Origin of the sequence: Kitasatospora sp. YST-16 (genome assembly GCF_026802215.1) — a bacterium.
GTDB lineage: Bacteria > Actinomycetota > Actinomycetes > Streptomycetales > Streptomycetaceae > Kitasatospora > Kitasatospora cineracea.
Genome location: NZ_CP113837.1, coordinates 829668 through 847411, shown reverse-complemented (window position 1 = coordinate 847411; position 17744 = coordinate 829668). Strand labels below are relative to the sequence as shown.

The following is a 17744-nucleotide window of genomic DNA, read 5'->3' as shown; positions in this document are numbered from 1 at the left end:
TTCGCGCCCGGGCCCCGCCGCACCGCCCGGCCCCGCCCACACCCCCGTCCCCTCCGAGCGTATGAGGATGCTGATGCTTCGAGCTGGATCGTCACCAGGCGGACCGTCGTCAGGAGGGCGGCTGCCCGCGGCCGTGCTCGTCTGCCTGCTGCCCGCAGCGGTGATCGGCGCGGCCGTCGGCCTCGCCGTCGCGGCGGCCCCCGGCGCGGCCACCTCGGGGATCATCTGGTGCGGCCTGGTGGGCGCCGCGGCCGTGGCGGCGGCGGGCTACGAGGCGGTGCGCCGGGGCCGCGCACTGGAACTGGCCCGCGAGGAGGCCGCCCGGCAGGACGCCGAGCAGCGGCACCGGCTGGCCCGCCAGCAGGCCGGCATGCTCGAACTCGCCCGCACCGAACTCCCGCAGGCCGTCGCCCGGATGCAGGCCGGCGAGTTCATCACCGACGTGCTCCGCTCCTACGAGCAGCAGCACGTCAACAACGCCGGCGACGAGTTCCACGACTTCCGCTACGCCGTGCTGCGCTCCGTCCTCGACGCCGTCGACAACGAGGAGGCGATGCGCGAGTCCGCGCAGCGCGCCTTCGTCAACATCGCCCGCCGGGTGCAGGCCATCGTCCACCGCCAGGCCATCGACCTGCGCAAGATGGAGGACCGGCACGGCGACGACCCCGCGGTCTTCGACGACCTGCTGCTGCTCGACCACGGCAACGCGCTGATCGGCCGCCTCGCCGACTCCATCGCCGTGCTCGGCGGCGCCCGGCCCGGCCGCCAGTGGAACAACCCCGTCCCGCTGTACAGCGTGCTGCGCGGCGGCATCTCCCGGATCCTCGACTTCCGCCGGGTCGAACTGCACCCGGTCTCCGAGGTCGCCGTGGTCGGCCCCGCCGTCGAACCGCTGATCCACGCGCTCGCCGAGCTCCTCGACAACGCCACCCGCTACTCGCCGCCGCAGACCAACGTCCACCTCACCGCCGTCGAGGTGCAGACCGGCATCGCCATCGAGATCGAGGACGGCGGCCTCAGCCTCGGCGAGGAGGGCCGCGCCCGGGCCGAACGGATGCTGGCCGAGGCCGAGTCCGGCATCGACCTCAACGGCCTCGGCGAGGCGCCCCGGCTCGGCCTGGCCGTGGTCGGCCGGCTCGCCCGCGCCTACGGCTTCCAGGTCTCGCTGCGCCCGTCCGCGTACGGCGGCGTGCGCGCGGTGCTGATCGTCCCGCAGACGTACATCACCACCGCGCCCGCGCCCAGCCGCGCCCACGGCATCGGCCGGATCGCCACCACCACCCCGTTGGCCTTCCCCGCGCACCAGGGCCAGGGGCCGGCCGACACCGAGCCCTACCCGATGGTGGCCGGCGCCGAGTTCGCGGACACCGCGCCCCGCCCGCACCCCGCCGCCGCGACCCACACCCCCGCCGGGGGCTTCGCGGCCACCGCGGCCTTCCCGGCCGCGTCCTCCGTCGCGGCCGCCCCCACCGGGACGTTCCCGCGCGCCGTGCCCGCACCCGCGGCCGCCGCCGACCCGTACCAGGACGACGTCCCGCTGGTGCTCGAACGCACCGCGAACGGGCTGCCCCAGCGCCGCCGCCACGCCGCCCCGTCCCGCTTCGGCGCGGCCCGCTCCCCGCAGCAGGCCCAGGCCCCGGCCGCGGTGCCGCCGCTGCAGGCCGCCCCGGCGCCGCGGACACCCGCATCCGCACCCGCACCCGCCCCCGAGCCGGTCCAGCCCGGCCTGTGGCTGGCCGCCTTCACCGACGGCGTCAACGGCACCGCGCCGTCCGCCGGGCCGGGCGGCGACAGCCGAGCCAGTGACGAAGCAGCAGGGAAAGGCGACAAGTGATTCAGCAACGGACCAACATGGACTGGATGCTCAAGGACCTCGCGGAGACCGTTCCGTGCATCAGGCACGTCATCGTGCTGTCGGCCGACGGCCTGCGGCTGGCCCAGCACGGCACCGACCCCGACACCGCGGACCGGCTGGCCGCCGCCTGCGCCGGACTGCAGAGCCTGGCCAACGCGGTCGGCCACGAGTTCCCGCACGGCGACGGGCGGATGCGGCTGGTGGTGATCGAGGTCGGCGGCGGGTTCTTCTACCTGATGGCGGCCGGCTCCCGGGCCTACCTGGCGGTCCTCGCCGACGAGGGCGTGGACGCCGGACTGGTCGGCCAGCGGATGCGCGACCTGGTCGCCCGGATCGGCGAGCACCTGACCACGCCGGTCCGCGGCAGCGAGCAGATCGCGTGACTCGCACCGCCGATCCGACGGGCCGCCGGTCCGCGTTACGGCCGCGCCGCCGGGCCGCCGGGGCACGAGCGGACCGCCGGGCCGGGGCGCGAGCGCGCTGCCGGGCTGCCGGGGCGGCCCGTGCAGGCCGTACGGGCGCGCCGAGCGTCGGGCGCGGGCTCGGGTCCGGGCTCGGGACCGGATCGGGGCCCGGCCCCGGGGCCGGCAGTGCGGCAGCAACGACCGGAACACCGCCGGCGCGCCGACCGGCCGCCGGCCACACCGAGGTGCGGGGATGAGCAACCAGGACTGGGCGGACGCCAACCCGGAGCGGCTCTACGTGATCAGCGGGGGGCGCGACCGCAAGTCCGCCACCGCCGGGTTCGACCTGGTCACGCTGGTCGTCGCCCGCGCCCGCCCCGAACCCACCATGCAGCCCGAGCACGCCGCGATCCTGCGGATCTGCTCCTCCCCGCTGTCGGTCGCCGAGATCTCCGCCTACCTGCGGCTGCCGAACAGCCTGGTCACCGTCCTGCTGGCGGACCTGCTCGCCGAACGCCGGATCGAGGTCCGCGCCCCGATCCCCCCGGCCGCCCTTCCCGACCTTTCCCTGCTGGAGGCAGTGATCCATGGACTTCAACGGCTCTGAGCCGCGCGGGCCGCGCGAGGCCGAGCTGCTCCCGGCCACCGTGGCCACCGCCGTCAAGGTCGTCATCGTCGGCGGCTTCGGGGTCGGCAAGACCACCCTGGTCGGCGCGGTCAGCGAGATCCGCCCGCTGACCACCGAGGAGACCATGACCGAGGCCGGCGTCGGCATCGACGACCTGGCCGGGGTGGAGCGCAAGAGCTCCACCACGGTGGCGATGGACTTCGGCCGGATCACCATCAGCGACGAACTGGTGCTGTACGTCTTCGGCACGCCCGGCCAGGAGCGCTTCTGGTTCCTGTGGAACGGCCTGTTCGAAGGCGCGCTGGGCGCGGTCGTGCTGGTCGACACCCGGCGGCTGGAGGTCTCCTTCGACGTGCTGGGCCGGCTGGAGGACCGCGGGGTGCCGTTCGTGGTGGCGCTCAACGCCTTCCCCGAGTCGCCCGGCTACCCCGTCGAGGAACTGCGCGCCGCGCTCGACCTGCCGCACCACGTGCCGATCGTCCAGTGCGACGCCCGTTCCCGGGAGTCCAGCCGGGACGTGCTGATGGCCCTGATGCGCTACCTGTACGACCTCGCCGCCCGGCCCGCCGCGGCCACCGCCCAGCCGGTCGGCTGACCCTCCCCGGTCGGCCCTCCCAGGCCGATCGTCCGGCCGGCCGGTCCTTCCCGGCCGATCGCCGGGCCGGCCCTCCTGCTCGCAAGCCGCGCCCGTCCGCAGGCCGCACCCCCCTTCTCGATCCTCCCCCCGGAGTTACCCCGTGACGTACCAAGAGCACGCGCACCAGGGCGCGCCCGTCCCGCCGCCCGGCTGTCCCGCCCACCGCGCCGGCGGGGGGCCGCAGGGCGACGGACTGCTGCGGCTGTTCGGCCCCGAGGCCGAGGCCGACCCGGCCGGCTTCTACGAGAAGCTGCGCGCCGAGCACGGCGAGGTCGCGCCGATCCTGCTGCACGGCGACCTGCCGGCCTGGCTGGTGCTCGGCTACTCGGCGAACCTGACCGCGATGCGCACCCCGTCCCGGTTCTCCCGCGACTCCCGGCGCTGGACCGAGTTCCAGCAGGGCCGGGTCGCCCCCGACTCCCCGGTGCTGCCGGTGATCGCCTGGCAGCCGACCTGCTCCTTCGTCGACGGCGAGGAGCACCGCCGGCTGCGCACCGCCGTCACCGACGGCCTGAACCGCTTCGACCGGCGCGGCATGCGGCGCTACGTCACCCGGTTCTCCGACCAGCTGATCGCCGAGTTCGGCGACAGCGGCCGGGTCGACCTGGTCTCCCAGTTCGCCGAGCACCTGCCGATGCTGGTGATGACCCAACTCCTCGGCATGCCCGAGGAGTACGGACCGCGGCTGGTCGAGGCCGCCCGCGACCTGGTCAAGGGCACCGGGACGGCCGTCGCCAGCAACGAGTACGTGGTCGAGTCGCTGCGCCGCACCGTGGAGCGCAAGCGCAGCGAGCCCGGCCAGGACCTGGTCACCTGGCTGATCGAGCACCCGTCCGGGCTCAGCCAGGACGAGGTGCTGGAGCACCTGCGCTCGGTGCTGCTGGCCGCCAACGAGACCACCATCAACCTGATCTCCGAGACGCTGAAGATGGTGCTCACCGACAGCCGCTTCCGCGCCCACCTGTCGGGCGGGCAGATGACCCTGCCGGACGCCCTCGACCAGGTGCTGTGGGACTCCCCGCCGTTCATGCTGGTGCCCGGCCGCTGGGCGACCGGCGACACCGAGCTCGGCGGGCAGGCGATCAAGGCCGGCGACATGCTGCTGCTCGGCGTCGCGGCGGGCAATGCCGACCCGGCGGTCCGGCCCGACCTGGACACCCCGCTGTTCGGCAACCGCTCGCACCTGGCGTTCGGCAGCGGCCCGCACGAGTGCCCCGGCCAGGAGATCGGCCGGGCGATCGCCGAGTCCGGCATCGACATCCTGCTCACCCGGCTGCCCGACCTCCAACTCTCGGTCGAGGAGGACCGGTTGGTCTGGCGGGGCGGCTGGATGTCCCGCCACCTGACCGAGCTGCCGGCCCGCTTCACCCCGCGGGCCGCTCTCCAGCCGCAGCCGCCGGCCGGACCGGTCCCCTCCTCGGCCGCGCCGTCGACCTCGGCCGCGCCGTCGACCCCGGCCGCGCCGTCGACCCCGCTGGTGCCCGGCCCGCGACCGGTCGCCGCGACCCCGCTGCGGACGCCCGCAGCCGGGCCCGCGCCCGTGCCGACGACGCCGCCGCTGCCGCCCGCGCCGCCGGTGGTGCCCCAGCAGCGGCGCGGTTGGTGGAGCGCGCTGCTGGCCCGGCTGCGCGGCTGACGCGGCGGGCCGGTGCGGGGTCGGGTGCGGTGGCGGCCGGGCGGCGGGTCAGAACGGCCGGGGCAGGCCACCCGCGGACGCCAGGGCGAGCAGGGCGGCGGCGATCAGCAGCAGCGCGGCCAGCTCGCCCCACAGCAGCCGCCGGTCGGCGCGCCGGTCCCGGGCGGTGAGTCCGGCGGCCCGCTGCCGCACCCGCTCCGCCGCCCGGGTCTCCGCCGCCGCCCGGGTCTCCGCCGCCGCCCGGGTCTCCGCGGTCGCCCGGGTCTCCGCTGCCGACCGGGGCTCCGTCCCGGCCGCGGCCTCGGCGGCGGGTCCTTGCCGGGGCGTTGCCTCGGGGGTCATCGTCCGACCGCCACCTTTCCGGTCTTCTCGGTCTTGTCCCAGGCGAGTTCGGCGTGCCGCAGTTCGTGGAACGCGGCGGCGACCGAGCAGGCGGCGAGCAGCGAGCCGTAGCCCGCCAGGTGCAGCAGGGGCGGGGCGAGCCACCGCAGCCGGGTGCCGGTGAGCTCCTTGGCCAGCCAGGCGACCGGCATGCACAGCGCCAGCCAGGCGTACACCACCAGCATGATCAGGTGGACGGTGAGCGTTCCGGCGCTCGCCAGCAGCGGCAGGAACACCCCGGGCAGGGCGGTGACCACCAGGATCGCGGTGGCGATCAGGCCGGGGTAGATCAGCGCCTCGCGCCAGCAGCGGCGGAAGGTGCCGGGGTCGACCAGCGCGGACATCAGGGTGATCAGCAGGTAGCAGACCAGGTTGGTGACCCACAGCCAGTGGAACAGCGTCCAGGCCGGCCCGGCCGGGGCGGTGAGGAAGAGCAGCAGCAGCGCGCCCGAGCAGAGCGTCAGCAGCACCGGGGTGAGCAGCAGGGTGAACCAGATCAGCCCGAACAGCCAGGAGCCGAGCCGGTGTTCGCCCTGCGCGGCGCGGCCGCGGAACCACACGTGCCGGTAGCGGCGGGTGACCTGGAGGTTGCCGCGGGCCCAGCGCAGCCGCTGCTTCCACAGGCCCGCCAGGTCGCCGGGCTCCTCGGCCAGCACGGTCGCGTACCCGTCGAACACCACGCGGCGGCCCGCGAGTTGGGTCTCGAAGGTGGTGACGGTGTCCTCGGCGAGGGTGTCGGTGTCGATCCGCCCGCCGAGGTCCTCCAGGTTGGCCCGGCTGTGCAGCTGCGCCCCGCCGGCCAGGCAGGCGACCGCGCCGGGCACGTTCTGCGCCCGGCGGGCGGCGGCCTGCGCGGTGATGTACTCGTAACCGATGTACCTGGTCAGGTAGTTGCCCTGCTTGCCGCTGCCCTCCTTGATGTACGCGGTGACGGCGCCGACCCGTGGATCGGCCAGGTGCCGGGTCATCCGCCAGAGCGCGTCCCGGTCGAAGACCACGTCCGCGTCCATGATCAGGACGGCTTCGGCCCAGTCGTCGGCGAGCACCCGGGCCAGCCCGTGGTTGAGGGTGTGCGCCTTGCCCTGCCCGCCGTGCTCGCGGCGCAGGTGCACCACCTGGCCGGGGTGGCGCCGCATCAACTCGGCCAGCACGGCCGGGGTTTCGTCGGTGGAGGCGTCGTCGACCACGTGGACCCGCAGCCGGTCGGGCGGGTACTCCAGGGCGAGCAGGCCCTCGACGGAGCCGGGCAGCACCGCGGCCTCGTTCCAGGCCGGGATCAGCACGGCGGTGCGGGGCAGGTACGGCTCGCCGCGCACCTCGTACAGGCGGCGGAAGCGCTGGAGGCCGATCAGCAGGAACTGCAGGACGGCGACCAGCAGCGGCAGCGCGCCGAGGAAGACCACGGCGACGGCCGGCGCGTACAGGAGGGTGCTCATCGCCGGGCCTCCGCGAGGGCCGTGGGCAGGGCCCGGCCCACCCAGTCGAAGTCGCCGACGTCCGCGGCCCGGTGGGCGTCGCTGCCCGCGGCCAGCCGGACCCCGGCGGCGGCCAGGGCGGCGGCGGTGCGCGGGGACGGGCAGCGCCACTTCTCGTTGAGTTCGACGGCGACGCCGCGGGCCCGGCAGGCGCGGGCCAGCGGGGCGAGTTCGGTCGCCTCGAGGTCGGCCTCGGCCAGGCCGCACTTGGGCAGCACGCTGAACAGGTGCGCCAGGTGCGCGGTGCGTCCGGCGGGCAGTCGGCTGACGGCCCGGGTGGTGGCGGTCAGCAGCAGCCGACGGGCCCGGGCCGGGGTGAGCGCGCCGGTGGCCAGCCGCTCGCGGACCTGCTCGGGGTGGGCGGGGCCGTCCGGCAGCGGGAAGCGGTGGTCGGCGAGCGCGACGTGCTCGACGCCGGTCAGGTCGTCGGGCAGGTCGATCCGGCCCGCGGTGTCCAGGATCTTCGCCTCCACCCCGCACACCACCCGCAGCGGCGCCGCCGCCCGGGCCGCCCGGACGGCGGCCGTGTAGGCGGGCAGGTGGACGGAGTCGGCCCGGACGTGGTCGGCGACCACCACGGTGCGCAGCCCGGCGGCCCCGGCGGCGGCCAGGACCGCCTCCAGCGGGTCGCGGCCGTCGGAGAAGTCGGTGTGGGTGTGCAGGTCGGCAGTGAGGGCGGGGAGTTGACCTGTCGTCATGTCGACACGGCTTCGAGCGGCGCGGCTTCGAGCGGTGCGGCTTCGAAGGGCGCGGCTTCGAAGGGCGGGGCTCCGGCCGGTGCGGCCTCGGTGGTGTCGGCGAGGTCGCCCAGTTCGTCCGGGTGCAGCACCACGTCCTGCCAGTGCCGGACCACGGCGACCTCGTGGTGCGCGAGCCGCTCCGGCAGTTCGGCGCCCAGCAGTCCGGCCACCGCCCAGCGGGCCAGGTCGACGCCCGCGGCCAGGCTCAGCGAGAGGCCGCCCGGGGGGCGGGGGTTGACCTCCAGCAGGGCGGGCCGGCCGTCCCGGTCCTCGCGCAGCTGGACGTTGAGCACGCCGCGCAGCCCGAGCGCCCGGACGGCCCGTTCGGCCGCGTCGGACAGTTCCGGGGCGTCCAGCACCCGGCCGGCCACCACGATGCCCGAGTCGGTCCTGTCCCGGGAACGCGGTACGGCGGCGACCGTCCGGCCGGTGGCGTCGGTCAGCACGTCCACCGAGTACTCGGTGCCCGGCAGCAGTTCCTGCAGCAGGTAGGAGTGGTCGCGGGGCAGTCCGGCGAGCGCGGCCGGGCCGGTGACCGTCCGCACGCCCCGGGAGCCGGAGCCGGTGCGGGGCTTGGCGATCGCCGGGAAGCCGCCGGGGAGGTCCGCGCCGCCGTCCGGGCCGAGCGTGCGGGTCCCGGGCAGCCGGACCGCGCCCGCGCAGGCCCGGGCCAGGCGCCACTTGTCCAGGCAGTCGGCGACCGCCTCGGCGGGCGGTACCAGCACCCGGACGCCGGCGGCCTCGAACTGCGGCAACATGCCTGCCAGGGCCGGCAGTTCGGCGTCCACGGTGGGCACCAGCACGTCGATCGCGTGCCGCCGGCACAGCCGCAGCACCGCGTCCGCGAAGCCCGGGTGGGCGCCGGGCGGCAGCAGCATCCGGTAGGCGCGCGGCACCAGGTACAGGCCCGCGCCGTTCGGGTCGATGTCGGCCGCGTACCGCTCGGCCGCGCCCGCCAGGGCGCGCAGGAAACCGGTGCCGGACGGGCCGCCCGCGCCCGTCACCAGGACGCGCGGCGGGCGGCCCAGCGCGGCGGCCAGGTCGGGGGCGGGAGCGGGGACGGCGGGGTCAGTGGGTGCGGAAGGGAGCGGCATCGCGGAGCACCTCCAGCGGCTCGGCGTAGCGGGAACGGGAGAAGCGGCCCCAGTAGCGGGCCGTGGAGCGCAGCAGGTCCTCCTCCAGGTACCAGCGGCTGGACGCCTGGGAGCCGTGCGCGCGGATCGCGGACAACTTGGCGTCCACGTCCTCCTCGCGCAGCGCGACGAAGCGGTTGGGCCGGTAGGCGACGGTCGCGGACGGCGACTGGTAGCAGAACACCCGAGGCACCTGGCGGCAGGCCACCCGGGTGGCCCGGTGCACCGCCCGGTGGTCCTGGTGGGTGTCGCTGTCGGAGTGCACCAGCACGACGTCCGGGGCGGCCTCGGCGACGGTCCGCTCGATCACCCGGACGGTCGCGCTGTCGTCGCTGATCGACCCGTCCGGCAGGTCCTCCATCACCAGCCGGGCGCCCATCGACTCGGCCGCCCGGTGCGCCTCGCGGCGGCGCCGGGCCGGGTCGCCGCCGTTGGCGCCGGGGGAGAGGGTCAGCACGGTGATGTCCCAGCCGTCGCCGGCCCGGCGGTGGATCGTCCCGCCCGCGGCGATCTCCACGTCGTCCGGGTGGGCGCCGACCACCAGCATGCCGACCCGCTCGGCGGCGGGCGGCCGGGTCGCGTGCGGCGGGTGGGCGAGCGCGTGCGCGGCGGAGGCGGCCAGTGCGTCCGGGTCGTGCCGGGGCACCAGGTCGGCGGCCCGGCCACGCAGCGCGGCGACGGCGCGGGCGGCGTCCGGCCGGTCCTCGGTGACGATCACGGGGGCGGCGGGATGCTGCGCGTGCCACTCCTCGAGGAACTCGATCAGCCCGTCGCCCGCGAAGGCGCTGTCGCACACCGCGAGGTCCCAGCCCCGGTCGGCGTGCTCGGCGGCGCGGAACTCGTGCGGCGAGGCGGCGGTGCGCACCCGGGCGGCGCCGTACCGGCGCAGGGCCTCGGCGGTGGCCGTCGCGGCGGCGGCGTCCCGGTCTCCGACCAGCAGGCGGGCCCCGGCGAGCAGGGCCCCGGTGTCAGGGGCGGTGGGGCGCTGGTCGTCGCCCGACCCCCTGGGAGATGCTTGGAACATACAACCGATCCTGCTCCGGCCCGGGGTGCCGCGACCACGGTCCGGAGACCCGGATCGGGTGGCTTTGGTCCCGGTTCACCCGGCGCGCCCCGGGAAGGACCGGTCGCACGGACCGCCGGCGGTGTCGTCGCCGCCGTTGCCACTGACGTTGCCGCGGCCACCGCGGCACGTCCCCGGGAACGGCACCCCCCCGCTCCCGGGCGGTGCGGGCCGCCGTCACCGACGGCTGCACCGCGCCCGGCGGGCCGCCGGCCCTCGGCGACCCCGGGCCGGGCCGGCAGGCCGGGTCGGGCCGGGGAGGAGCTCTGCGCGGTGCTCTGCCCGGTGCTCTGCGCGGTGCTCTGCCCGGCCGGACACCCGCTGCGCCGGCGGGCCGGTGTCGACCTCGGTCGACTCGCGGACGCGGGCCGGCTCGACGCACCCGCCGTCGCCGCCCCGCCGGCCGACCTGCGGACCGCGACCGGAGGGGGCGCGTTCCCGGCCGTCGCCGACTGCGCGGGCCTCGACGCGGCCGCCCTGCTCGCCCCGGCTGCCGCGGGCCACGGACTCGGGGTGCTGCCCCGGACCCCGGCCGCGAGCGTCGGCGCGGCCGCCCTCCCGGTCCGCGCACTCCGGCTGGCGCACCGCCGGGAGGTGCTGTTCGCCCCGGTGCTGGACGCCTCGGTCCGGGCGTTCGTGGACACCCTGCCGCGCGGGGGGTGTGGTGGGTCCGGGCGTGCGAGGGCCCCCGGCCCGGGGTGCGGGTCGGGGGCCTGGTGCGGGTGCCGGTGGCCGGGTCGGGGGCCCTCCCCCACAGGGGGCCCGTCGGGTCGGTCAGCGGTGTCGCGGGGTGCCTGGCGGCCGGTGGCGGGTGTCAGCAGGCGCCGAGGTCGTCCCAGACGCCCCACTGGCCGGTGGAGCCGGGCTGCTCGCCCTGGGTCCACCACTTGGCGCGCCAGTTGTGGCCGCCGTAGGAGACGGTCTCGCCGCCGTTGTAGGTCGCACTTGCGCTCCAGGCGGTGGCGGTGCAGGTGCCGGACCCGCCGCCGGTGGTGCCGCCAGTGGTGCCACCGGTCGTCCCGCCGGTGGTGCCACCCGTGGTCCCGCCCGTCGTCCCACCGGTGGTCCCGCCCGTGGTGCCGCCGGTAGTCCCGCCGGTGCCGCCGATGTTGACGTCGATGCAGGAGTAGAACGCGTTCGCGGTGTCCGAGACGTTCCACACCGCGAGGACCTTCTGGCGGCCGGTGAAGCTGCCGAAGTTGACGGTCTGGCTGAGGTCGGCCGGCGGCTGGGCGTTGTTGCCCGGGAACGTGGCGATCAGCTGGTTGCCGATGTAGTACTGCCAGTTCGCGGTGGAGTGGCGGGCGGTGAAGTGCCAGGTGAAGGTCTGGGTGGAGGACACGTTGGTGACCTTCCAGCCCAGGTTGTCGTTGTCCAGCTCGGCGTACTCGGGGTGGCCGCCGGAGCAGCTGGTCAGGCCCTTCGGGCCCTCGACGCTCTGCGGCTCGTACTTGATCTGGCCGCAGCTGACCACGTTGTTGGCGCACTGGTCCTGGCGGCTGGGCGGGTTGGTGATCCAGCCGTGGGCGTCGGCGGTGCCCGCCGAGAGGGTCATCCCGAGGAGGGGGGCGACCAGCGCGCCGACGGCGGCGGTCACCTTTCTCTTGGTCTGCATGTGGGGTGCCTTCCTGATGTGGGGGTTCAGGTCTGCCCGAGGCCGTCGGGGCACGGCGGACCCCGCCGTGGCGCGGTGGGGCGGACACGAGCGGTACTCCTCCGTACGACCGGTGCGACAGGTCGGGAGACGGCCATAGGTCTAGACCGGATACTGAGGGAGACGATAGCGACGTACAGGACGCGGTCAAGTGGTTGAGCGAAATGTCCGCCTCCGGTGAGCGCAGTTCACCGAAGAACTGACAGAACGTCACCGGACCTGCGCCGAAATGCGCGTGACGGTGCTCGCGGCGGCCAACCGGACACCAGGCGGGCGCCGTGACCACGATGCGGACCGTCCCTGACCCCGACCGGCCCGGACGTGGTAGCTTCCGGCGCATGTCGCAGCGCGTCTTCCTCACCACCCGGGGTCACATCGACCTTCTCCGGGTGTGTTCCGCCGCCTGTCGCCGCGCCTGAGCGCCCACGACCCCCGGTCCCGCCCGTAGGCCCCCGTACTCCCGCGTCACTCCCGCGTCCGCACGCCCGTACGTCCGCCTGCGGTACCGCCGGTACGTCCCCGCCGCCGCGCCCGCCCCCGCACTGCCCGTACCCCGTCCGCGCGCCGGACCGGTACGGGCCGCCGGGCGGAGCGGCCGCACTCCCCGCTGCCCCGGCCACCCCCGGAGAAGAGGACCCCCGTGCCTGCCCGCACCCCCGTGTTCCACTGGTTCCTGCCCACCGGCGGCGACGGCCGCGACCCCGGCGGCGTCACCGCCGTGCAGGGCCGCACCGGCGCCGCCACCCGCCGCCCCGCCGACGTCGGCTACCTCGCCCAGGTCGCCCGGGCCGCCGAACAGGCCGGGTTCACCGCGCTGCTCGCACCGGTCGGCCTCGGCTGCGTCGACCCGTGGATCCTGGCCGCCGCGCTCACCCAGCACACCAGCCGGATCGGCTTCCTGGTGGCCTTCCGGGCCGGCTTCGCCAGCCCCACCCTGCTCGCCCAACAGGCCGACTCCTTCCGCCGGTTCGCGGGCGGAAGGCTCCGGCTGAACGTGGTCACCGGCGGCGACCCGGCCGAACAGCGCGCCTACGGCGACCACCTGGCCCACGACGAGCGCTACGCCCGCACCGACGAGGTGATGGCCGCGCTGCGCGACCTGCTGGACGGCAAGCGCGTCGACCGGCGGGGCGAGCACCTGCACCTGGACGGCGCCCGACTCGTCGACCCCGCCGTCGAGCACCCCGTCCCGCTGTACTTCGGCGGCGCCTCGCCCGCCGCCGAACAGGTCGCCGCCCGCCGCGCCGACGTCCAACTCCTGTGGGGCGAACCGCCGTCCGCGATCGGCGAGCGGATCACCCGGCTGCGCGCGATCGCCGCCGAACAGGGCCGCACGCTGCGCTACGGGCTGCGGCTGCACGTGATCAGCCGGGACACCGCCGAGCAGGCGTGGGCCGAAGCCGACCGGATCCTGTCCGGCCTCGACCCGGCGGCCGTCCGCGCCAGCCAGGCCCGGTTCGCCGCGATGGACTCCACCGGCCAGGCCCGGATGACCGCCCTGCACGGCGGCGGCACCGCCACCGCCCGCGACCTGCTGGTCGCCCCCAACCTGTGGGCCGGGATCGGCCTGGTCCGGGAGGGCGCCGGCACCGCGCTGGTCGGCTCGCACGACGAGGTCGCCGCCCGGCTCGCCGAGTACCGGGCCCTGGGCGTCGAGGAGTTCATCCTCTCCGGCTACCCGCACCTGGAGGAGGCGTACCGGGTCGGCGAGGAGGTCGTCCCCCGGGTCCGCGCGCTCGTCGCCCGGCAGGACGCCCGGGACGCGCAGGCCGTCGGGGACGCGCAGGTCGTCCGGTGAGCGCCGTACCCCCGGGGCCGGGTGACGGGCCGTCACGCTAACGTGTCCCCCCGCATGGTCATGACGGGCCGTCCGCCCCGACCGCGCGCCCGTTCGGCAGGCTTGCCGGGCCGGCCCGGCGGGAAGGACGCAGCAGGGGACCGCCGTGCGGGGCGGCGGGTACGGGTACGGGAACGGGGGAGCGGGATGGCGAACGCGCGGGTGCGGCAGGCGGTGCGCAGCACCATGCCGGGGCTGGCCGCCTGGTGGCTGTGGATGCCGCTGCTGGCGGCGCTGGTCTGGGCGGTCAAGCACTTCCTGTTCGGCGGCTTCGGGCAGCAGGACCAGAGCTACCTCCTGCTGATCGAGCGCCAGTTCTTCCCGCACGGCGGGCCGTGGGACGCGGCGCCGCTGTTCTGGTTCTGGCTGGCGGTCGGCCTGGTCGGCACCGCGGTGGCGGTCTGGTTCGCCACCGACGAGGCCGGGTCCGACTTCACCGAGTGGTGGCCGCGGCTGGCGATGGCCGTGGTGGTGCTGGCGGTGATCGGCTCGCTGGTGCGGGCCGGCACCGGGCTGTGGGACAACGACAAGGACGCGGGCCGGTTCTACGCCCGCTCCACCGTGCTCGACGTCCCGGCGGGCGGCGCGGCCACCCCGCGCTCGGTGCTGCCCGTCACCGAGCACAGCCGCCCCGGCGACGGCACCCGCTGCGACCTGGTCGGCACCTCGGACGTCCCGGCCTGCGTCAAGACCGCCCCGATGCCGGACTTCGACTTCGAGGCCCGCACCGCCTCCTACGCCGCCGCGAACAAGGCGCTCACCGACAGCGCGGGCCTGACCTCCGGCATCCACCTGCTCGACCACAGCCTGCACTACCTGCCCGGCACCGGCACCGGTGGTCAGGCGGGCGGCGGCCAGGCGGGCGGCGGGGTGTGGACGGCGGTGCTGGACGGCTCCGGCGAGCAGCCGATGGAGGGCGTCGCGGTCTGGGACGGCACCACCAACTCGGTGGCCTCCTGCGCCTTCCACGGCGACCACGCCTTCGGCCGGGCCTTCGGCGGGACGGGCGCGGTCAGCCTGCGCAACCTGCTCGCCGAGCGCTTCCCCGACCTGGTCTACAGCGACCAGGACATCTGGGGCTACTGCGACGGCCCCGACGTCCGCACCGCGCGGCCCGTGATCGTCATCTCGGTGGCCCGGGAGCAGGGCTGGAAGCAGCGCACCGTGACCGCCCCCGCCGGGGTGCTGGTCATCAAGGGCTCCGCCGACGGCCGCCCCGACCTCGCCTACCGCGCCACCGTCGACCCCGGCGACCTGCCCGGCGCGGTCTACCCGGCCTCGGTGGTCCGCTCGCAGATCCACGAGGTGCAGTGGCTCGGCGGGCGCGGCGTCAAGGACGACCGCGGCTTCGGCTACGACCACACCTCCTCGGCCGCCAACGCCACCAACCCCGGCGAGTTCCTGCTCCGCTCGAAGGCCGACGGCCACCTGTACTACGTGACGCCGCTGGTGCCCCGGGACAGCTCCTCCCAACTGGTGGTCGCCTTCGCCGTCCTGCAGGCCGACCGGGTCGGCGGCGGCCTCAACGACCTGCACGTGTACGTCCGGGCCGACGACGCCCCGTCGGTCAACCTGGACGTGCTGGCCAGCCGGATGGTCTCGTACATGGCCCAGCAGACCTCGATCACCATCAGCGTCGGCCAGGGCGGCGCGCTCCAGGAGATCATCCCGTTCGGGCGGGACATGTGGCGCGGCTTCGTCGACTTCAACGGGCAGACCCAGGACTACATCGACCTCTCGGGCGACGCCACCGTCACCCCCAACCTGGTCTCGCTCAAGGGCCAGATCACCCCGCCCGGCGGCCAGCCGCAGCCCCAACCGCAGCCCCAACCGCAGCCCCAGCCGCAGCCGTCCGGGACGCCCGCCCCCACCGCGCCCGCGTCGCCCGCCGCCCCGGCGGCCGGCTGCGGCGGCGACCCGGCACAGCCGACGGACCGCCAGCTCGCGGACTGCATCGCCGAGTGGTCCCGCACCCTGCAGGGCCGCCTGTCGGCCCAGCCCCGGCCGGGGGCTGAGCCGACCGCCGACTGCCTTCGGCCGACCGCCTTCGGCCGGCCGCCAACCGCCGTCCGCCGTCCGTCAGTTGTCGGCGGCGGCGCGGTCGGCGACGGGGCGGCGCAGCGCGGCCGGGGTGAGCGCGGGGGGCTGCCAGGCGCCGTCCGCGCGGTAGAGGTCGGTGCCGGGCGGGACGATCGCGTCGATCCGGTCCAGGGCCTCGTCGTCCAGGGTCAGTGCGGCGCCCTTCAGCAGGCCGGCGAGCTGCTCGACCGTCCGGGGGCCGAGGATCACCGAGGTGACGGCAGGGTGGGCGAGCGGGAAGGCGACGGCGAGTTCGGGCAGCGTGCAGCCGAGGTCGTCGGCCAGGGCGACGAGCTGCTCGACCACCTCCAGCTTGCGGGCGTTCTCCGGGAGCGCCGGGTCGAAGCGGTGCGGGGTCAGCGCGGCCCGCCCGCTGCCCAGGTCGATCGTCCCGCCCTTGCGGTAGCGGCCGGTCAGGAAGCCGGAGGCGAGCGGGGACCAGGTCAGCACCCCCATGCCGTGGCGGCGGGCGATCGGCAGCACCGTGTTCTCCACGCCGCGCGCCAGCAGCGAGTACGGCGGCTGCTCGGTCCGGAACCGGGGCAGTGCGCGCCGCTCGGACACCCAGTGCGCCTCGACGATCTCCGCGGCCGGGAAGGTCGAGCAGCCGAACGCCCGGATCTTGCCCTGCCGGACCAGGTCGCCGAGCACCGACAGGGTCTCCTCGACGTCCGTGCGGTGGTCGGCCCGGTGCACCTGGTAGAGGTCGATCCAGTCGGTGCGCAGCCGCCGCAGGCTGTCCTCCACCGCCCGCAGGATCCAACGCCGCGAGTTGCCGCCCCGGTTGGGCCCCTGGCCCATCGGGAAGTGCACCTTGGTCGCCAGCACCACGTCGTCGCGCCGCCCCTGGAGCGCCTTGCCGACGATCTCCTCGGACTCGCCCGCCGAGTACATGTCGGCGGTGTCGACGAAGTTGATCCCGGCGTCCAGTGCGGCGTGCACGACCCGGGCCCCCTCCTGGTGGTCCGGGTTGCCCACCGAGCCGAGCATCATCGTGCCCAGGCAGTGCGTGCTCACCTCGATGCCGGTGCCGCCGAGAGTCCGGTAACGCATGGTCGGTTCCCTTCCGTCGCTCTGATCACTGGCGCGCCTGCGGCCACCCTAGGAGTTGGAGTCGACTCAAGGGCAAGCCCTTTCCGCGCGCAGGCCCGCCGCCCCGGGGTCTGTCCATTGAACGGCTCTGGCCCGTAATCGGTGGTAGCACTGCGTGGTGATCATGGGAGGAGGATCCGCTGGCGGAGGAGGGGGAAGCCTGCGCGTCCGTGCATCTGCCTCATGATCCGTTTAGGGCGTGTATCTGGTTGTGATCAATTTGCTGGTTTCGCCCTCGCGGTGGGTCCTGGTCCGGTAGATCGTGTTGCGTGACGCGAGTGCAACTGACGGATGCCGAGTGGGAGTTCATCGAGCCGTACCTGCCGGTCGGTGAGTACGGCCCGTACCCCGAGCGGTTGCGTCGGCAGTTCGAAGGCGTGATCTGGCGGTTTCGGACGGGCGGGCAGTGGCGGGAGGTGCCGCGGGAGTTCGGCGCCTGGTCGACGGTCCACAACCGCTTTCGGCAGTGGAGGGACGCCGGCGTGTTCGAGGCCTTGCTGGAGGGCGCGATCGCGGAGGCTGCGAAGCGCGGTGAGGTGGACCTGTCGCTGGTCGGCGTGGATTCCGCGACGGTGAGGGCCCACCATGATTCCGCCGGGATGCACCTGGACCCCGACACGCTCGCCGACCTGGGGAAGGCCGCCGAGGAAGCGGAGAAGGCCCGGCAAAAGGGGGCGGCACGGAGGGACAAGACGGGCAGGGCGCCACGAACGAGCGGCGGCGTGTCCGCCGCAGACACAAGCTCCGACTGAAGACGGCACTGCTCGGACGCTCCCGGGGCGGGCAGAGCAGTAAGGTCCACGTCGCCGGCGAGCACAGGTGCCGTCCGCCGGCCTTCATTCTGACCGAGGGCCAGGCCGCCAACCGGAAGAAGAAGGGCAGCGGCGGCGGCCGGCCCGTCGGCCACGACGCCGAGCTCTACAAGGACCGCAACACCGTCGAGCGCCTGATCAACAGACTGAAGGCCTGGCGGGGCATCGCCACCCGGTACGACAAGAAGCCCGAGAGCTACCTCGCCGGCCTCCACCTCCGCGGCGCGATGATCTGGATCAAGGACCTCACCAAGACCACCCCTTGATCACAACCAAATACGCTCCCTAACCCTTCGCATCAATCATCTAGCCATGTGC

General features: G+C 75.3%; 18 protein-coding genes and 1 pseudogene. 7 read left to right on the top strand and 12 right to left on the bottom strand.

The annotated features are described in order from the left end of the window. Positions 1-73 precede the first annotated feature (73 nt). The 5 genes from OU787_RS03875 (at position 74) to OU787_RS03855 (ending at position 5160) form a co-directional block, all read left to right on the top strand. Positions 74-1834: a sensor histidine kinase gene (locus tag OU787_RS03875; protein WP_442788420.1), complete on the top strand. Its 1761-nt coding sequence runs from the start codon at positions 74-76 to the stop codon at positions 1832-1834. Beyond that, positions 1831-2238, top strand: coding sequence for a roadblock/LC7 domain-containing protein (locus tag OU787_RS03870; protein ID WP_030462807.1), 408 nt, complete (start codon positions 1831-1833; stop codon positions 2236-2238). The genes OU787_RS03875 and OU787_RS03870 overlap by 4 nt, the downstream gene beginning before the upstream one ends. A gap of 274 nt (positions 2239-2512) precedes the next feature. After that, on the top strand, positions 2513-2866 hold the full coding sequence (locus OU787_RS03865) for a DUF742 domain-containing protein (protein WP_030462806.1): 354 nt from the start codon (positions 2513-2515) through the stop codon (positions 2864-2866). Next, positions 2847-3482: a GTP-binding protein gene (locus OU787_RS03860; protein ID WP_030462805.1), complete on the top strand. Its 636-nt coding sequence runs from the start codon at positions 2847-2849 to the stop codon at positions 3480-3482. The genes OU787_RS03865 and OU787_RS03860 overlap by 20 nt, the downstream gene beginning before the upstream one ends. Before the next feature lie 142 nt (positions 3483-3624). Further along, entirely contained in the window at positions 3625-5160 is a 1536-nt protein-coding gene (locus tag OU787_RS03855; RefSeq protein ID WP_268658556.1) for a cytochrome P450, read from the top strand. 48 nt (positions 5161-5208) lie between these two features. Here the strand turns inward: OU787_RS03855 and OU787_RS03850 are convergent, their stop codons facing one another. From OU787_RS03850 to OU787_RS03825, 6 genes are all read right to left on the bottom strand, one after another. Next, positions 5209-5502 (bottom strand): hypothetical protein, encoded by a 294-nt coding sequence (locus tag OU787_RS03850; RefSeq protein WP_268658555.1) that lies wholly within the window; start codon positions 5500-5502, stop codon positions 5209-5211. Then, the gene (locus OU787_RS03845; RefSeq protein ID WP_268658554.1) at positions 5499-6977 is read right to left on the bottom strand and encodes a glycosyltransferase; all 1479 of its coding nucleotides are present in this window, start codon (positions 6975-6977) and stop codon (positions 5499-5501) included. The genes OU787_RS03850 and OU787_RS03845 overlap by 4 nt, the downstream gene beginning before the upstream one ends. Beyond that, complete coding sequence (locus tag OU787_RS03840) at positions 6974-7714, bottom strand: PHP domain-containing protein (protein WP_268658553.1); 741 nt, start codon at positions 7712-7714, stop codon at positions 6974-6976. Before OU787_RS03840 ends, OU787_RS03845 begins: the two co-directional genes overlap by 4 nt. Further along, on the bottom strand, positions 7711-8850 hold the full coding sequence (locus OU787_RS03835) for an ATP-grasp domain-containing protein (protein WP_268658552.1): 1140 nt from the start codon (positions 8848-8850) through the stop codon (positions 7711-7713). Before OU787_RS03835 ends, OU787_RS03840 begins: the two co-directional genes overlap by 4 nt. Then, entirely contained in the window at positions 8825-9913 is a 1089-nt protein-coding gene (locus OU787_RS03830; protein WP_268658551.1) for a PIG-L family deacetylase, read from the bottom strand. The genes OU787_RS03835 and OU787_RS03830 overlap by 26 nt, the downstream gene beginning before the upstream one ends. Positions 9914-10766: 853 nt before the next feature. Beyond that, a complete protein-coding gene (locus OU787_RS03825) occupies positions 10767-11567 on the bottom strand; it encodes a lytic polysaccharide monooxygenase (protein ID WP_268658550.1) in 801 nt (266 codons plus the stop codon). 679 nt (positions 11568-12246) lie between these two features. Here OU787_RS03825 and OU787_RS03820 point away from each other — a divergent pair. After that, positions 12247-13404, top strand: a complete 1158-nt coding sequence (locus OU787_RS03820; RefSeq protein ID WP_268658549.1) for an LLM class flavin-dependent oxidoreductase — start codon at positions 12247-12249, stop codon at positions 13402-13404. 329 nt (positions 13405-13733) lie between these two features. Here the strand turns inward: OU787_RS03820 and OU787_RS03815 are convergent, their stop codons facing one another. The 6 genes from OU787_RS03815 to OU787_RS03790 all read right to left on the bottom strand — a co-directional run bounded on the left by OU787_RS03815 (position 13734) and on the right by OU787_RS03790 (position 16575). After that, the gene (locus OU787_RS03815) at positions 13734-13952 is read right to left on the bottom strand and encodes a hypothetical protein (protein ID WP_268658548.1); all 219 of its coding nucleotides are present in this window, start codon (positions 13950-13952) and stop codon (positions 13734-13736) included. A 36-nt stretch (positions 13953-13988) separates the two neighbouring features. Then, a complete protein-coding gene (locus OU787_RS03810) occupies positions 13989-14171 on the bottom strand; it encodes a hypothetical protein (protein WP_268658547.1) in 183 nt (60 codons plus the stop codon). Between the two features lie 111 nt (positions 14172-14282). Beyond that, positions 14283-14468 (bottom strand): hypothetical protein, encoded by a 186-nt coding sequence (locus tag OU787_RS03805; RefSeq protein WP_268658546.1) that lies wholly within the window; start codon positions 14466-14468, stop codon positions 14283-14285. 408 nt (positions 14469-14876) lie between these two features. Beyond that, positions 14877-15128, bottom strand: coding sequence for a hypothetical protein (locus OU787_RS03800; RefSeq protein WP_268658545.1), 252 nt, complete (start codon positions 15126-15128; stop codon positions 14877-14879). Between the two features lie 39 nt (positions 15129-15167). Then, positions 15168-15398 (bottom strand): hypothetical protein, encoded by a 231-nt coding sequence (locus OU787_RS03795; RefSeq protein ID WP_268658544.1) that lies wholly within the window; start codon positions 15396-15398, stop codon positions 15168-15170. A gap of 124 nt (positions 15399-15522) precedes the next feature. Further along, positions 15523-16575, bottom strand: coding sequence for an aldo/keto reductase (locus tag OU787_RS03790; protein WP_268658543.1), 1053 nt, complete (start codon positions 16573-16575; stop codon positions 15523-15525). A gap of 308 nt (positions 16576-16883) precedes the next feature. Here OU787_RS03790 and OU787_RS03785 point away from each other — a divergent pair. Beyond that, a pseudogene (locus OU787_RS03785) lies at positions 16884-17692 on the top strand (transposase). Positions 17693-17744: the final 52 nt, after the last annotated feature.

Coding starts and splice junctions, on each gene's coding strand:
- OU787_RS03865 (WP_030462806.1), top strand. CDS start 2,513: ATGAGCAACCAGGACTGGGCGGACGCCAACCCGGAGCGGCTCTACGTG.
- OU787_RS03795 (WP_268658544.1), bottom strand. CDS start 15,398: ATGCAGTCCGCGAGCTGGCGGTCCGTCGGCTGTGCCGGGTCGCCGCCG.
- OU787_RS03860 (WP_030462805.1), top strand. CDS start 2,847: ATGGACTTCAACGGCTCTGAGCCGCGCGGGCCGCGCGAGGCCGAGCTG.
- OU787_RS03840 (WP_268658553.1), bottom strand. CDS start 7,714: ATGACGACAGGTCAACTCCCCGCCCTCACTGCCGACCTGCACACCCAC.
- OU787_RS03800 (WP_268658545.1), bottom strand. CDS start 15,128: ATGTCCCGCCCGAACGGGATGATCTCCTGGAGCGCGCCGCCCTGGCCG.
- OU787_RS03835 (WP_268658552.1), bottom strand. CDS start 8,850: ATGCCGCTCCCTTCCGCACCCACTGACCCCGCCGTCCCCGCTCCCGCC.
- OU787_RS03790 (WP_268658543.1), bottom strand. CDS start 16,575: ATGCGTTACCGGACTCTCGGCGGCACCGGCATCGAGGTGAGCACGCAC.
- OU787_RS03850 (WP_268658555.1), bottom strand. CDS start 5,502: ATGACCCCCGAGGCAACGCCCCGGCAAGGACCCGCCGCCGAGGCCGCG.
- OU787_RS03845 (WP_268658554.1), bottom strand. CDS start 6,977: ATGAGCACCCTCCTGTACGCGCCGGCCGTCGCCGTGGTCTTCCTCGGC.
- OU787_RS03825 (WP_268658550.1), bottom strand. CDS start 11,567: ATGCAGACCAAGAGAAAGGTGACCGCCGCCGTCGGCGCGCTGGTCGCC.
- OU787_RS03875 (WP_442788420.1), top strand. CDS start 74: ATGCTTCGAGCTGGATCGTCACCAGGCGGACCGTCGTCAGGAGGGCGG.
- OU787_RS03830 (WP_268658551.1), bottom strand. CDS start 9,913: ATGTTCCAAGCATCTCCCAGGGGGTCGGGCGACGACCAGCGCCCCACC.